We start from the raw sequence: 13,647 nt of genomic DNA on the forward strand, positions 1-13,647 counted from the left end.
TCATTGCCGCCTTTCGGCCCCCTCCCTAGCGTCCAAGGCATCTATCCAGGGAGGGAGCATGGCTTCACGACTCAAAGTTCCCGGACTCGCCGGGGAACTCGCGGCCGAATTCGCCGGCACGATGATCCTCATCCTCTTCGGTGTCGGGGTGGTGGCCCAGGTGGCCGCCGCGGGCATCGGAGATCACGACAGCATCGCCTGGGCCTGGGGCCTGGGCGTCACCTTGGGCGTCTACGTCGCGGCCCGGATCAGCGGCGCGCATCTCAACCCGGCGGTGACCATCGCGCTCGCCGTCTTCAAGGGCTTCTCCTGGCGGAAGGTGGCCCCTTACGCACTCGCCCAGACGCTCGGCGCGTTCGTCGCCGCGCTGCTGGTGCGCTGGAACTACACCGAGGTCCTGCGGGCCGCCGACCCCGAGCTGGGGATCAAGACCCAGGGCGTCTTCTCGACGCTGCCGGGCAACGGGACCCTCCCGGTCGGCGAGTGGGGCGCCTTCCGGGACCAGATCATCGGTACGGCCATCCTGCTCTTCGTCATCCTCGCCCTCACCGACACCGACAACACGGCACCGGTCGCCAACCTCGGCCCGGTGGTGATCGGCCTGCTGGTGGTGGCGATCGGGATGGCCTGGGGCACCAACGCCGGGTACGCGATCAACCCGGCCCGTGACTTCGGCCCGCGACTCGCCAGTTTCCTGACCGGCTATGAGGGGGCGTTCCGCGACCAGACAGGGTATCTCTACTTCTGGATCCCGATAGTCGGGCCGATCATCGGTGGCATCGTGGGCGCTGGGCTGTACCAGACTCTGATCGGACGGTTCCTGCCGTCGGCGGAACCGCCGGAACCGGGTCGCGTTCCGGCCCCGGATGACGAGACGAACGTGGAGGCGAACCGTGGCTGACTTCGTGGGAGCGGTGGATCAGGGCACCACCAGCACCCGTTTCATGATCTTCGATCACGGCGGCAACGAGGTGGCCCGGCATCAGCTGGAGCACGAGCAGATCCTGCCGCGGGCCGGCTGGGTGGAGCACAACCCGATCGAGATCTGGGACCGCACGGTCACCGTGGTCCGGACCGCGATGCAGAAGGCCAACCTGAGCGCCTCCGATCTGGCCGCGGTCGGGATCACCAACCAGCGTGAGACCACAGTGGTGTGGGACAAACGGACCGGACGGCCGTACTACAACGCCATCGTCTGGCAGGACACCCGTACCGACCGGATCGCCTCCGCTCTTGATCGTGACGGTCGTGGCGACGTGATCCGGCGCAAGGCCGGGCTGCCACCGGCCACCTATTTCTCCGGCGGCAAGATCCAGTGGATCCTGGAGAACGTCGACGGGGTGCGCGAGGCGGCCGAACGCGGCGACGCGCTGTTCGGCAACACCGACAGCTGGCTGCTGTGGAACCTCACCGGCAACCACGTCACCGACGTGACCAACGCCAGCCGCACCATGCTGATGAACCTGGAGACCCTCGACTGGGACGACGAACTGCTCGGGTTCTTCGGCATCCCCCGGCAGATGCTGCCGGAGATCCGGCCGTCGTCCGACCCCAACGGGTACGGCACCGTGCACGTCAGCGGCCCGCTCGGCGGCGACGTGCCGATCACCGGAGACCTCGGCGACCAGCAGGCCGCCACGGTCGGCCAGGTCTGCTTCGCGCCCGGCGAGGCCAAGAACACTTACGGGACCGGCAACTTCATGCTGCTCAACACCGGGACCAATCTCGTACGCTCGGAGAACGGCCTGCTCACCACGGTCTGTTACAAGTTCGGTGACGCCGCCCCGGTGTACGCCCTGGAAGGCTCGATCGCGGTCACCGGCTCGGCCGTCCAATGGCTGCGCGACCAGTTGCACATCATCAACTCGGCGGCTGAGAGCGAATCCCTGGCCGCCCGGGTCGACGACAACGGTGGCGTCTACTTCGTACCGGCGTTCTCCGGCCTGTTCGCCCCCTACTGGCGTTCCGACGCCCGCGGCGCCATCGTCGGCCTGTCCAGGTTCAACACCGACGCGCACATCGCCCGCGCCACCCTGGAAGCGATCTGCTACCAGACCCGGGACGTGGTCGACGCGATGGCCCAGGACTCCGGCGTCACCCTGGACGTGCTCAAGGTCGACGGCGGGATCACCGTCAACAACCTGTGCATGCAGATCCAGGCCGACGTGCTCGGGGTGCCGGTGAGCCGCCCGGTCGTCGCCGAGACCACAGCGCTGGGGGCCGCGTACGCCGCCGGGTTGGCGGTCGGCTTCTGGAAGAACACCGACGAGCTGCGGGAGAACTGGAACGAATCGCAGCGCTGGCAGCCACAGTGGTCGGCCGAACAGCGGGACACCGGCTTCGGCAAGTGGAAGAAGGCGGTGCAGCGGACCCTCGACTGGGTGGATGTGGACTGACCATGACAGAACTCTCTCCTTCGTACCGGGAAACCGCCCTGGCCTCTCTCGCGGCCAGAGAAGTCGACGTCCTGGTGATCGGTGGGGGAGTGGTGGGGGCGGGTTGCGCGCTCGACGCGGTCACACGGGGACTCACCGTGGGCCTCGTCGAGGCGCGCGACCTCGCCTCCGGCACGTCCAGCCGGTCCAGCAAACTCATCCACGGCGGCCTGCGATACCTGGAGATGCTCGACTTCGCACTCGTCCGGGAGGCGCTGCGGGAACGCGGCCTGATCCTGCAACGGCTCGCCCCGCACCTGGCCCGCCCGGTCCGGTTCCTCTACCCGCTCAAACACCGCGGCTGGGAACGCCTCTACGCCGGGGCCGGGGTCACCCTCTACGACACCATGGCACTGTCCGGCTCACTGCCCCGCCACCGGCACCTCACCCGGCGCGGAGCACTGCGAGCCTGCCCCGCCCTGCGCAAGGACTCCCTGGTCGGCGCGTTGCAGTACTACGACGCACAGGTCGACGACGCCCGGCACACGATGTTCCTGGCCCGGACCGCGGCGTCCTACGGGGCCCAGGTCGCCACGCGCGCCGCGGTCACCGGATTCCTGCGTGAGGGCGAAAGAGTCACCGGCGTACGGGTCACCGACCTCGAACACGACCGGCCGTACGAGATCCGGGCCCAGCAGGTGATCAACGCGACCGGGGTGTGGACCGACGACACCCAGTCACTGGTGGGGGAGCGGGGGCAGTTCCACGTACGCGCCTCCAAAGGAATTCATCTCGTCGTGCCGCGTGACCGGATCCGATCGTCGACCGGTCTCATCCTGCGGACCGAACGCAGCGTCCTGTTCGTCATCCCCTGGGGCCGGCACTGGATCGTCGGCACCACCGACACCGACTGGTCCCTCGACAAGGAACACCCGGCCGCCTCCGCCAAGGACATCGACTACCTGCTCACCGAAGTCAACAAGGTGCTCGCCACCCCGCTCGAACGCGCCGACGTGGAAGGCGTCTACGCCGGCCTGCGCCCCCTGCTGACCGGCGAATCCGAGTCCACCTCCCAGCTGTCCCGGGAACACTCGGTCAGCAGCCCCGTCCCCGGCCTGGTCGTCGTCGCCGGCGGCAAATACACCACCTACCGGGTGATGGCCCGGGACGCCGTCGACGCCTGCGTGCACAGCCTCGGCCGGGCCGTGCCACGCTCCGTCACCGACCGGATCCCCCTGCTCGGCGCCGACGGCTGGCCCGCCCTGTGGAACCGGCGCGGCATCCTCGCCGCCGAATCCGGCCTGCACGTGGCCCGGGTCGAACACCTGCTCCGCCGCTACGGCTCCCTCACCCACGACCTGCTCGCCCTGATCCGCGACGACCCCGAACTGGGCCGGCCCATCGACGGCGCCGACGACTACCTGCGGGCCGAGTTCGTCTACGCGGCCGCCGCCGAAGGCGCGAGACACCTGGTGGACGTGCTCACCCGGCGTACCCGGATCTCCATCGAGACCTTCGACCGGGGTGTCGTCGCCGCCCCGCACGCCGCCGACCTGATGGGCCGGGTCCTCGGCTGGTCCCAGGCGCAACGGGACCGGGAGGTCGAGCACTACCGGCTGCGGGTCGAAGCCGAACGCGCCTCCCAGCAGCAGCAGGACGACGAGACGGCCGACGCCGCCCGTCTCGGCGGCCCCGACGTGGTGCCGATATCAGTCGAACGCTGACCGGTTCTCGGCCACCCAGGTGCGCAAGGTGCGGGCCGGCCGCCCCAGCACGTCCTCGACGGTGGGCAGCACGGTGTAGCCGGCCGCCGGCGGGTCGGTCCGCATGGCCAGGAAGAACTCGATGTCCTCCGGCCCGTACCCGTCGGCCCGCCACCCGGCGACCACCTCGTCCCGGGACAACTCGACGAACCGGACCTCCCGCCCGAGCACCGCGGCGATGATCGCGACCTGCTCGGGCGGGGTGAGCGCCTCCGGCCCGGTCAGCCAGTACTCCCGGCCGCTCCCTCGGCCACCGCCGGCCTCTTCCGACCCGCTTCCGCCGCCTTGTTCCGAGCCGCTTCCGCCGGCCTCTTCCGACCCGCTTCCGCCGCCCTCTTCCGACCCGCTTCCGCCGCCCTCGCCCGCGCCGCTTCCACAGCCCTTCCCCGCGCCGCTTCCGCCGGCCGCTTCCGAGCCGCTTCCGCCGCCCTGTTCGGTGCGTTGTTTGTTGCTTTTGTTCTCGGTGAGCGCGACCGCAGCCACCGCCGCGATGTCGCCGTCATGCACCAGCGTGCTCGGCATCCCGGCGAACCCCGCCCGCACCACACCCTCCGCCCGGATCGACGCGGCCCACTCCAGGGTGTTGGACATGAACTCCACCGGCGCGAGCCCGGTCCAGGCCAGCCCGCTCGCGGCGATCGCCTCCTCCAGCGGGCTCCGGCCGAGATCCCCCTTGAGTACGGTCACCCCGCTCGACACCGGCCCTCCCCGCCAGCGCCGCGATCTCCACCCCGTTGGCCAGTGGCGCGTAGTCATCACCGAAAGTGATCAGATGAGCGGCGCGTACCCCGTCGAACACGGCGGCCAGTCCGGCGGTGTCCGACAGATTCCCGCCGACCACCTCGACCCCCGCCGGCAGATCCGCCCGCGCCGGATCCCGGGTCAGCGCCCGAACCCGATGTCCCGCCGCCAGCAGGGCATTCACCAGAGGCCGCCCCACATTGCCGGTAGCCCCGGTCACCAGGACGATCCCGCCTGTGCTGTCTGTCATGCCGGAACCGTAGAACCCATTCCGGCCACTTTCCGACCAACCGGCTAAGCCCCGTCGCGCTCCCCGCCGATCGGAACCCCGATGACGAACCTCACCACAGACACCTGGTCCCGCCACATGTCCGGCGCCCACCCGACCGCGACGCCGTCCGGCCGCGCCCACCCGTCCGTGACTCCGTCAGGCAGCGGCCACCCGTCCGCGACACCGTCCGGTGGTGGCCACCCGTCCGTGACACCGTCCGGTGGTGGCCACCCATCCGTGAGGCTGTCCGGTGGTGATCGCCCGTTCGCGACGCCGTCCCGCGGCAACCGTCTGTCCCACGTCGCACCGGACCACATGCCCGCGCCACCGCAGCGCCCATCCAGCCATGTGCCGTCGCTGGTGCCAGTGATATTGCTGACCACCCTGTTCGGCCTACTGGCCGCACCCGCCGTAGCCCGCCGGGCCCGCCAGGCCGACCGGATCGGCGCACCGGCGGGCGGCTACTGGGCAGCCTTCGCCGCCACCTTCACCCTGGTCTGGCTGGCCGGTTCAGCCACTTTCCTGGCAATGACCGGCCTGGTCACCCTGTAGCCGGCCGCTACCAGTAGGAGCGCGGTCACACCCGTGGCGATCACACCAGCGGTAGTCGGCGAAGCCGACTTCGTGCCCGCGAACGCGTCCTTGAAAGCCTGACGTTCTCCGCGCCCGATTTATCGTCACATTTCGCTCAAATAGATCGCGCCCTAGCCAATTTTAGGGGATGTACGACCGGAAACAGTCTTCCTCTGGGTTGCTGGCCCGTCCGCGGTCAATTCCCCGCGCGAGTGTCCGCCTTCCAGCGCCGCGCTGGCCGATCTTGCGCGAGTGTCCGCCTTCCAGCACCGCGCTGCCGATCTTGCGCGAGTGTCCGCCTTCCGGCGCCGCGCTGCCGATCTTGCGCGAGTGTCCGCCTTCCGGCGCCGCGCGGGCCGATCTTGGCGGATTTACCACCGGAAACGGTGGTAAATCCCCCAAGATCTCTGCTGAGCGGGTCGCCCACGCGAGAGATTGACCGCAAGTGATCAGTCAGTCGAGAACCAGACTCGAAAAGGTGGCAAATCCTCCAAGATCTCGGCTGGGCGGGTCGTTCGCGCGCGCGCGGTATGACCGTAAGCGATCAGCTGGCGAGAACAACACCAGAACTAGTGCCAACCCTCCAAGATCATCCCGGGAGGCGGTCCCGCGCAAGCCGCCCCGGCGCCATTCAGGCGGTGCTGAAGGCGATTCTCATGGAGAAGTGAGCCACCGCAAGGAGCGGAACCGGATCCGGGGGAGCGGAACCGGATCCGGGAGCTGGGGATCGGGCCTGGATGTCAGCCCAGCAGCTGGCGGATCGTCTGGCCCTTGTCGCCGAGCCAGTCGGCGATGCTTCCGATCGGCTCGGACAGTGCGCGCCCCGCGTGGTCCAGCGCTCCGGAGGCGGCCAGCACCAGCGTCAGGCGTTCCATCGAACCGGTGATGCGGCGGCGGTCCGGGTCGGGTTCGAGGAGGGCGACCTCGGTCTCCGCGAGTTCCTGATGTGACTTGGTGGCGGTTTCGTCGGGCAGCGGCAGGACGTCCAGGACCTGGCGGATCCTTCCCAGCTCGGCCACCAGGTGCGCGGTGGACGGTGCGATGTTCGGGGCCGTTTGGTTCGTGACGTTGAGCATCGTTCTCCTTCGGTGTCCGGGCGATGGAGCGTCGACCACATGTGATCCACTGCATGAAGCGTAGACCCTCCTGTGACCCACCACACAGGGCCTAAGGGCAAGTCTAAGGACAAACCGCCCGGACGGTCCGGAAACGAAGAGGCGTCCGTCCCCTCGGGGACGGACGCCGTGAACGTCGGAGGAGACCGTCAGACCAGTGCGGGCGCCTGATTCTGCTGAATCTTGGCCAGGCGCCGGGCGAACGTCTTCGTGGTGGTCCAGAGCTTGAAGACCAGCAGAGCCTCGAACGCCACCAGCAGCACGCCGGACCCGATGGTCACGATCGCGATCTGGCCGGTCACCGGGCCGATGATGAACACGAACATCATGAACTCGATGCCGCTGAACACGTGGGCACGGATGCGCTGCCGCAGCAGGAAGTTGCGGACGCGGACGAAAGCGCTGAACTTCGTCTTGAAATCGCCGTGCACGTCGATGCTGTTGGACTGCTCGGCACCGACCGGGGTCTCCTCGTCGCTCTCCTCCACGTAGTCGACCGGAGCGGTGCCGGTCGCCTCGAGGATCCGCTCCTTCATGCTCAGCTTGACCTTCTGCATCTGCAGCGCGTTCAGGTAGCGGAACATGTCCAGGAAGATCACCAGCGTGGCGAGCCAGAGGAAATACGTCTCTCCGGTCTTGTGCCACTGCCCGCCGAACATGGCGAGCGCGCAGGTCAGCACCCGGAGCCGGTCGAACACGTAGTCCAGCCACTGGCCGAACAGCGAACCGGTCCCGTTCAGCCGGGCGATCTTGCCGTCCATGCAGTCGAGCACGAACGCCAGGTGGTAGAGCAGCGCGCCGAGCAGCAGCCACGGATAGTCCGCCTGCCAGAACGCGGCGGCGGCGCCGAGGCCGAGCACGAAGGCCCCGAAACTGAGCAGGTTGGGTGTGACCCACCGCCACGGGGCGACCAGGCGCACCAGAGGGCCGGCCAACGGGTCGACCAGCCACACCGTCCACCAGGCGTCCCGGCGTTTATAGGTGCGCTCGCGGACTTCCGCGAGTGAGGGGCGCTGTGCCATCGAAATGACTCCTATTGGTGACAGCACGGGGTGATGCGCGTGAACACCACGCACACGAAGGGGGTGGGCCCCGTGCTCGCCCGCATGAAACCACGGTCCGTCAAGGGTCCACCAGACTCATGCCTCACGTCGCTGGAGCGCCACAGCCGCGACCAGGATGATCATGCTGGTCCATGCCCAGGGCGGCACCGCGAGCACCCCGGCCGGCAGGTGCGGGCGGGCCAGGGGGAGACCGATCTGGGACCCGATGAGAAGCGCCCCCGTGGCGCCCATCGGATGCCGCACGATCAACCCCACGCCGACCGCCAGGAGCAGGTCGGACAGCAGTCGCCCGGCCCCTCGCGGCTCCCCGGCCAGCCCCGCCGCGACCAGTGCCACGGCCCCGCCCACCACGGCCGTCGCGGTGAACTTGGTCACCATCAGCACCGTCCGCCGGGGCACCGCCAGCAGGCTGGCCCGGATCTGGCCGCCACCCTGGAACTCCTGCCCGGCCGCCAGCGCCCCCAGCACCAGCACACCCACCTGGCTGTAGGCCAGCACCCCGCCGGGCGGATCGGCGAGCCGCAGCAGCCCGGTGGCCACCCAGATCAGCACGGCGGTGACGGCCAGCGCCGGCAGCGTGATCAGCTTGATCACCTCGGCGCGGAGAGCCCCGGTCACGCCTCCCTCCGCTGGAACAGCCGGACGGCGAGCACCAGCAGCGCCGCCACCCACCCGGTCATCACCAGCCCGGCGGTCAGCGGGGCGATCTCGACGTCGCCGAAGTCCTCCAGATACATGTGTTTGCCGACGATGTCCGGCAGATAGGCCCCGAGCGGCGTCACCTTCATCACCAGCCAGGACACCGAGATCACTCCGGCGTTGACGATCAGCAGGGTCAGCGTGACGATGCCGTTGCGGAAGATCAGGGTCAGCGCGAACGCCAGCAGCCCCAGCAGCACCCAGTCCAGCAGCATCCCGGCCAGCCGGGCCGGCTCGGCCGCCGGATAGGTGCCGCCGTGCTCGATCTCGGTCAGCCAGACGGTCAGTGCCATGGTGAGCGCCCCATGCACGATCACCACCACGCTCAGCACGATCGCCTTGGCCGCCACCAGACGCCCCCGCCGGGGCGCCGCCAGCAGGGTGGTGGTGAGCTGCCGGCCGCCCGGCGAATCCTCCCCGGCCGGGGTGAACTCACTGCTCACCGCGACCACGCCGAGGATCAGTGCGCCCAGCATCACGATCTGGAGGCTGTTGTACGCCAGATCATCGGTGAACCCGTAGCTCCCGTCCGCGATCGCCTCCCGGACCGGTGCCGCGTTGACCAGCACCAGCACCGGGGCGATCACGCCGGCCAGCAGCAGGCCCACCCGGGCGGTCGGCAGCCCGAGCAGCTTGAGCAGCTCGGCCCGGACCAGGCTCACCACGAGGCACCGCCCCCGGCGGTGTGGGCGAGGAACGCGTCCTCCAGGGTGGGATGCCCGGCGACCACCTCGGCCAGGGTGCCGTCGGCGACCACCCGGCCACGGTCGATGATCACCACGTCGTCGGCGGTCTCGGCCAGCTCGCCCATCAGGTGGCTGGAGAGCAGCACGGTGCGCCCCTCGGCGGCGGCCTCCCGCAGGAACGTGCGCGTCCACCGGATCCCGGACGGGTCCAGCCCGTTGATCGGCTCGTCCAGGATCAGCACCCGGGGATCGCCGAGCAGGGCGGCGGCCAGGCCGAGCCGCCGGCTCATGCCGAGGGAGAAGCGCCCGGCCCGCTTGCCGGCGTCACCGGTGAGCCCGACCACCTCGAGCACCTCGTCGACCCGGCGGCGGGGCAGCCCGTTGCTGGCGGCGACCCAGCGCAGGTGGGCGCGGGCGGTCCGGGACCGGTGTGCCCCGCTGCCGTCGAGCAGGGCACCGGCCACGGTGAGCGGCCGGTCCCAGGAGGCGTAGGGCCGCCCGTCGACCAGCGCGGTGCCGGCCTGTGGCCGGTCCAGCCCGAGCAGCAGCCGCAGGGTGGAGGTCTTGCCCGCCCCGTTGGCCCCGAGGAAGCCGGTGACCCGCCCCGGCCGGGCGTGGAAGGTCACCTCGTGCAGGATCCGGGTCTTACCCCGGACCCGGGTGAGGCCGTCGATCACAATCATGCGCCCAGTCAACCGCCGCCCCCGGCCGCCCACATCGGACCACGGTCCGAATTCGGTGCCGGTCTAGGACCCAGGTCTGAGAAGTAGTGTCGGCGCGGTGAGAGAGCGTTCCCGGCCGTCCTGGAGCAATCGCACGGTCCCGGTGGTCGGCGGGTTCGCCGGAGTGCTGCTGCTACTGCTGTGCACGGTCGGCGCGGAGGGCCCGGCGGCCCGGATCCTGCCCGCGGTGATCGGCCTGGTCGCGGTCACCGCGGCGGCCTGGGCGGTGCGCCGGTGGCGGTCCGACCGATTGGCGTACGAGCGGCGCCTCACCGAGTGGGCGGCCACCGAGGCGGTCCTCGCCGAGCGGCTACGGATCGCCCGTGACCTGCACGATCTGGTCTCGCACGGACTCGGCCTGATCACCGTACGGGCGGTGGCCGGCCGTTATCTGCGGGAGCCCGCGGAGGTCCGGGCCGCGCTCGGCGACATCGAGCGGACCAGCCGGGACGCCACCGCCGAGCTGCGCCGGATGCTGACCGTGCTGCGCGAGCCGGACGCGGTGCCACTCGCCCCGGCGGACAGCCTGGACACGCTGCCGGAGATCGTCCGGGCGGCCGGGACCGCCGGGGTGCGCGCGGTGCTGGAGTCCGGGCCGCTCGGTGCAGTGGCGCCGGGGGTGCAGGTGGCGGTCTGCCGGACGGTGCGGGAGGGCCTGGCGAACGTGGCCCGGCACGCGGGTCCGGCCGAGGTGACGGTGCGGGTGCGCCGGGACGGTGGGCACGTGGTGGTGACGGTGGCCGACGGCGGGCCGGCCCGGGGCTGGCGCCCGGTGCCGGGTGCGGGGCACGGGCTGGCCGGGTTGCGGGAGCGGGTGGGCAGCCTGGGTGGCACGCTGCTGGCCGAACCGGTGGACGGTGGATTCCGCCTGTCGGCACGGATACCGGACGGTGGGCGTACCCAATGAAGATCGTGGTTGTTGATGATCAGAAACTGCTCCGGCAGAGCCTTGCGGTCATCCTGGACCACGAACCGGACCTGACCGTCGTGGGGCAGGCGGGGGACGGCGCGGAGGCGGTTCTGCGGGCCCGCGCGACCCAGCCGGACGTGGTGCTGATGGATGTCCGGATGCCTGGCGTGGACGGCCTGGAGGCGACCCGGCGGATCTGTGCCGACCCGGTCCTGGGCGGCACCCGGGTCCTGGTGCTCAGCATGTTCGAGCTGGATGAGTACGTCTACCAGGCATTACAGGCGGGAGCGTCGGGGTTTCTGCTCAAGGACGCGCCGCCGGAGGAGCTTGTCGACGCGGTGCGGCGGACCGGGCGCGGCGAGTCGCTGTTCGCGCCGTCGATCCTGACCCGGCTGATCGCGCACTATGTGGCCGCGCCCCGGCCGGAGCGCCCGGCCGGGGCGGTGCGGGACCTGACCCAGCGTGAGGTGGATGTTCTCGCGCTGATCGGAAACGGTCTCGCCAACGACGAGATCGCCCTCGCTCTGGGTATCGCGGTGAAGACGGTGAAAACGCACATCACCCATCTGCTGGCCAAACTGTCCGCTCGCGACCGCGCCCAGCTGGTGATCGCCGCGTTCAACGCCGGTCTGGTGCGCCCGCGCTGAATCGTCAGCCCGGGCACTTCGCCCAGGACACCCGGTAGACCGTTTCCAGATTGCCGTCGGACGAGTCCATGGTGATGAAACTGGTCGTGCCTTTCGGGGCCTTGGGCGCCTGCACGCGCAGTTCCGTGTTGATGTTGAGATAGCGTTTCTCGCCGCACGGCAGCCACGACATCGACTGGATCGCCACCTTGTCACTGATCTGCCAGTCCTGATCCATGAAACCGTCGAACTGACGCCGGCTGCTGGTGGTGTGCGACTCGCCCTGGAAGTAGTAGTACGCCGTACCGGTGGCGTAGGCGCCCTTCTCCAGCCGCGCGTATCCGCGGTAGTCGGCGCCGGCCACCGCGTAGGTGTAGCCCTCCGGCACCTTGACGTCCAGCGCGAGCTGGCACTGCTTGCGGAAGTCGGTCGCCTTCGCCTCCGGCCCGACCTGGGCGACGAACTGGCTGTACGCGACGGTGAACGCCTTGTTGTCCGGCGACACCGACACCACCGCGGTGCCCTTCGGACAGCCGGAGCCGTTCGCCGCGACCACCCCGATCGTCATGTGGTCGGGTGGCGGGGCGCTGTGCCATCCGGCGGCCGGCCCGCCCAGGGAGGTGAGCAGCATGGTTCCGGCAGTGAACGCGCTCAGCATGGTGTGCCTCCTGAAAGGTGATGAGAAAGTGCACGGAATCGCGCCGTTGAAAAACGTACTTTCGGTGGTCGGAGAGCGCAGGGGATAGCCCGAGGGAAACGCCCGCCGGTGGGGGTCCGGGAGGGTTTATTGACCGTCCGGGCGCACCGCGACCGGCCGTCCGGACAGAATCGGCGAAAACCGGCACGTCCGGATTCGATCAATGCTAGGAACCTCGACAGCGGAGCCCGCCGGTGCAACGGTGGGGACATGACTGACATCGATGTCGCGGAAGAGAACAAGAGACGGTTTCTCGACGCCTTCGGCCGCTTCGCCGCCGGTGATGTCGAGGTGTTGCGCGAGATCATCCGGGCGGATTTCGTGTCGCACACCCCGGGTGCCCCGGCCGGGCGGGACGCCTGGATCGAGTTCATCGTCGGCTCGCCGATCGCCGGCGCCGAACTGGACCTGCGGCACGTCATCGCGGACGCGCGGTTCGTGGTCGCCCACTACACCCTGATCCCGCCGGAGGGCCCGTCCGAGGACGTGGTCGACATCTGGCGCTTCGAGGACGGCCTGATCGTCGAGCACTGGGACGTGAGCCGCCCGACCGTGCCCGCCTGAACCTACATCTCCTACCGGTTTAATGGGTATGATGGGCGCACCCTGACGACTGGAGAGACGATGACGACCGTGCATGACCTGCGACGTGTCGACCACGAGGCGTTCCAGCAGCTCCTCGACCGCAACGCGATCTGGAAACGGATGGTTGCGGCCGGGGACCGGCTGCCGCCGCACCCGCTGTACGAGGTCGACCTCGGCCCGGTCCACCCGGCCCGGCTGCTCGCCACCGGACCACTCGTGCTGGTCTTCGTCCGCTACGCGGGATCCCCGGCCTGCGACGCCGCGCTCCGCTCCTACCAGGGCCACCTCCAGCCCGAACTGGACCGGCTCGGCGCCCACCTGGTCGCGGTCAGCCCGCAGGCCCCGAACCGGCTGGCCGCCGTCAAACACCGCGAGGAACTCGGCTACCTGGTCACCTCCGACCCGCGGCACGTGCTGATCGACGCGCTCAACATCGGCTTCGGCAACCCGGGCGCCGACGTGGTCCTCGGCACCGGCCGCTCGGTCCTGCCGTTCGCCGCCGCGGTGGTCGTCGACCGCACCGGCGTGGTCCGCTTCGCCGAGGTCCGCCCCAACTGGTCCGACCCGGTCCCACCGGGCCGCCTGATCGCCGCCGTCCAGTCCCTCCCCGGCATCACCGCGGCGACCTGACGGGCTGCACCAGGGGACCGCTCCGGCGGAGCGGCGGTCCGTCCCGGACGAGACGGGCGGACGCGGTACGGCGGTGATCCCGGGGCACGCCGGAATTCGATCGCGGGGTTCGTGGTTGAGGGCTAACGTGCTCACCATGTACACGCCCGGTCTGCAGCTGCCCCTCGCGGTGGCTCCCGTGTGCGTGTTC

General features: G+C 69.9%; 15 protein-coding genes and 1 pseudogene. 8 read left to right on the forward strand and 8 right to left on the reverse strand.

From position 1 onward, the window contains the following. Nucleotides 1-58: 58 nt before the first annotated feature. The 3 genes from ACQ0O7_RS15055 to ACQ0O7_RS15065 are packed head-to-tail and all read left to right on the forward strand — an operon-like array spanning nt 59 to nt 4,099. Nucleotides 59-901: an MIP/aquaporin family protein gene (locus ACQ0O7_RS15055; RefSeq protein ID WP_430782665.1), complete on the forward strand. Its 843-nt coding sequence runs from the start codon at nt 59-61 to the stop codon at nt 899-901. Continuing rightward, nucleotides 894-2,396, forward strand: a complete 1,503-nt coding sequence (gene glpK, locus ACQ0O7_RS15060; RefSeq protein ID WP_430782666.1) for a glycerol kinase GlpK — start codon at nt 894-896, stop codon at nt 2,394-2,396. The genes ACQ0O7_RS15055 and glpK overlap by 8 nt, the downstream gene beginning before the upstream one ends. Further along, nucleotides 2,393-4,099: a glycerol-3-phosphate dehydrogenase/oxidase gene (locus tag ACQ0O7_RS15065; protein WP_430782717.1), complete on the forward strand. Its 1,707-nt coding sequence runs from the start codon at nt 2,393-2,395 to the stop codon at nt 4,097-4,099. The genes glpK and ACQ0O7_RS15065 overlap by 4 nt, the downstream gene beginning before the upstream one ends. Here ACQ0O7_RS15065 and ACQ0O7_RS15070 read toward each other — a convergent pair. Further along, nucleotides 4,085-4,837 (reverse strand): hypothetical protein, encoded by a 753-nt coding sequence (locus ACQ0O7_RS15070; RefSeq protein ID WP_430782667.1) that lies wholly within the window; start codon nt 4,835-4,837, stop codon nt 4,085-4,087. The two genes, ACQ0O7_RS15065 and ACQ0O7_RS15070, sit on opposite strands and share 15 nt — an antisense overlap. A gap of 49 nt (nt 4,838-4,886) precedes the next feature. Next, nucleotides 4,887-5,129, reverse strand: a pseudogene (locus ACQ0O7_RS15075) (SDR family oxidoreductase); the annotation flags it as partial. Nucleotides 5,130-5,510: 381 nt separating this feature from the next. Here ACQ0O7_RS15075 and ACQ0O7_RS15080 point away from each other — a divergent pair. After that, the gene (locus tag ACQ0O7_RS15080) at nt 5,511-5,702 is read left to right on the forward strand and encodes a hypothetical protein (protein WP_430782668.1); all 192 of its coding nucleotides are present in this window, start codon (nt 5,511-5,513) and stop codon (nt 5,700-5,702) included. 761 nt (nt 5,703-6,463) lie between these two features. Here the strand turns inward: ACQ0O7_RS15080 and ACQ0O7_RS15085 are convergent. From ACQ0O7_RS15085 to ACQ0O7_RS15105, 5 genes are all read right to left on the reverse strand, one after another. Further along, nucleotides 6,464-6,799: a hypothetical protein gene (locus tag ACQ0O7_RS15085; RefSeq protein ID WP_430782669.1), complete on the reverse strand. Its 336-nt coding sequence runs from the start codon at nt 6,797-6,799 to the stop codon at nt 6,464-6,466. A gap of 188 nt (nt 6,800-6,987) precedes the next feature. Beyond that, entirely contained in the window at nt 6,988-7,860 is an 873-nt protein-coding gene (locus ACQ0O7_RS15090; RefSeq protein ID WP_430782670.1) for a CDP-alcohol phosphatidyltransferase family protein, read from the reverse strand. A 117-nt stretch (nt 7,861-7,977) separates the two neighbouring features. Beyond that, complete coding sequence (locus ACQ0O7_RS15095) at nt 7,978-8,520, reverse strand: hypothetical protein (RefSeq protein ID WP_430782671.1); 543 nt, start codon at nt 8,518-8,520, stop codon at nt 7,978-7,980. Then, nucleotides 8,517-9,263 (reverse strand): hypothetical protein, encoded by a 747-nt coding sequence (locus tag ACQ0O7_RS15100; protein ID WP_430782672.1) that lies wholly within the window; start codon nt 9,261-9,263, stop codon nt 8,517-8,519. The genes ACQ0O7_RS15095 and ACQ0O7_RS15100 overlap by 4 nt, the downstream gene beginning before the upstream one ends. Then, a complete protein-coding gene (locus ACQ0O7_RS15105) occupies nt 9,260-9,970 on the reverse strand; it encodes an ABC transporter ATP-binding protein (RefSeq protein WP_430782673.1) in 711 nt (236 codons plus the stop codon). Before ACQ0O7_RS15105 ends, ACQ0O7_RS15100 begins: the two co-directional genes overlap by 4 nt. Nucleotides 9,971-10,067: 97 nt before the next feature. Between ACQ0O7_RS15105 and ACQ0O7_RS15110 the strand changes: the two genes are divergently transcribed. Together ACQ0O7_RS15110 and ACQ0O7_RS15115 are read left to right on the forward strand one after the other, a co-directional pair. Further along, nucleotides 10,068-10,916, forward strand: coding sequence for a sensor histidine kinase (locus tag ACQ0O7_RS15110; RefSeq protein ID WP_430782674.1), 849 nt, complete (start codon nt 10,068-10,070; stop codon nt 10,914-10,916). Further along, the gene (locus ACQ0O7_RS15115) at nt 10,913-11,566 is read left to right on the forward strand and encodes a response regulator transcription factor (RefSeq protein ID WP_430782675.1); all 654 of its coding nucleotides are present in this window, start codon (nt 10,913-10,915) and stop codon (nt 11,564-11,566) included. The genes ACQ0O7_RS15110 and ACQ0O7_RS15115 overlap by 4 nt, the downstream gene beginning before the upstream one ends. Nucleotides 11,567-11,570: 4 nt before the next feature. Here the strand turns inward: ACQ0O7_RS15115 and ACQ0O7_RS15120 are convergent, their stop codons facing one another. Continuing rightward, nucleotides 11,571-12,203 carry a DUF4360 domain-containing protein gene (locus ACQ0O7_RS15120; protein WP_430782676.1) on the reverse strand — a complete coding sequence of 211 codons (633 nt, stop codon included), beginning with the start codon at nt 12,201-12,203 and terminating at the stop codon, nt 11,571-11,573. Between the two features lie 249 nt (nt 12,204-12,452). On the opposite strand from ACQ0O7_RS15120, the gene ACQ0O7_RS15125 reads away from it, so the two are divergent. Together ACQ0O7_RS15125 and ACQ0O7_RS15130 are read left to right on the forward strand one after the other, a co-directional pair. Beyond that, nucleotides 12,453-12,806: a nuclear transport factor 2 family protein gene (locus tag ACQ0O7_RS15125; RefSeq protein ID WP_430782677.1), complete on the forward strand. Its 354-nt coding sequence runs from the start codon at nt 12,453-12,455 to the stop codon at nt 12,804-12,806. 60 nt (nt 12,807-12,866) lie between these two features. After that, nucleotides 12,867-13,457 (forward strand): redoxin domain-containing protein, encoded by a 591-nt coding sequence (locus tag ACQ0O7_RS15130; protein ID WP_430782678.1) that lies wholly within the window; start codon nt 12,867-12,869, stop codon nt 13,455-13,457. Nucleotides 13,458-13,647: the final 190 nt, after the last annotated feature.

This window comes from Actinoplanes sp. G11-F43 (genome assembly GCF_050589265.1).
Lineage (GTDB): Bacteria > Actinomycetota > Actinomycetes > Mycobacteriales > Micromonosporaceae > Actinoplanes.

What these genes read in the sequence shown, in the direction of transcription:
- ACQ0O7_RS15055 (WP_430782665.1), top strand. Translation starts at nt 59, where the DNA reads ATGGCTTCACGACTCAAAGTTCCCGGACTCGCCGGGGAACTCGCGGCC.
- ACQ0O7_RS15085 (WP_430782669.1), bottom strand. Translation starts at nt 6,799, where the DNA reads ATGCTCAACGTCACGAACCAAACGGCCCCGAACATCGCACCGTCCACC.
- ACQ0O7_RS15090 (WP_430782670.1), bottom strand. Translation starts at nt 7,860, where the DNA reads ATGGCACAGCGCCCCTCACTCGCGGAAGTCCGCGAGCGCACCTATAAA.
- ACQ0O7_RS15105 (WP_430782673.1), bottom strand. Translation starts at nt 9,970, where the DNA reads ATGATTGTGATCGACGGCCTCACCCGGGTCCGGGGTAAGACCCGGATC.
- ACQ0O7_RS15115 (WP_430782675.1), top strand. Translation starts at nt 10,913, where the DNA reads ATGAAGATCGTGGTTGTTGATGATCAGAAACTGCTCCGGCAGAGCCTT.
- ACQ0O7_RS15120 (WP_430782676.1), bottom strand. Translation starts at nt 12,203, where the DNA reads ATGCTGAGCGCGTTCACTGCCGGAACCATGCTGCTCACCTCCCTGGGC.
- ACQ0O7_RS15125 (WP_430782677.1), top strand. Translation starts at nt 12,453, where the DNA reads ATGACTGACATCGATGTCGCGGAAGAGAACAAGAGACGGTTTCTCGAC.
- ACQ0O7_RS15130 (WP_430782678.1), top strand. Translation starts at nt 12,867, where the DNA reads ATGACGACCGTGCATGACCTGCGACGTGTCGACCACGAGGCGTTCCAG.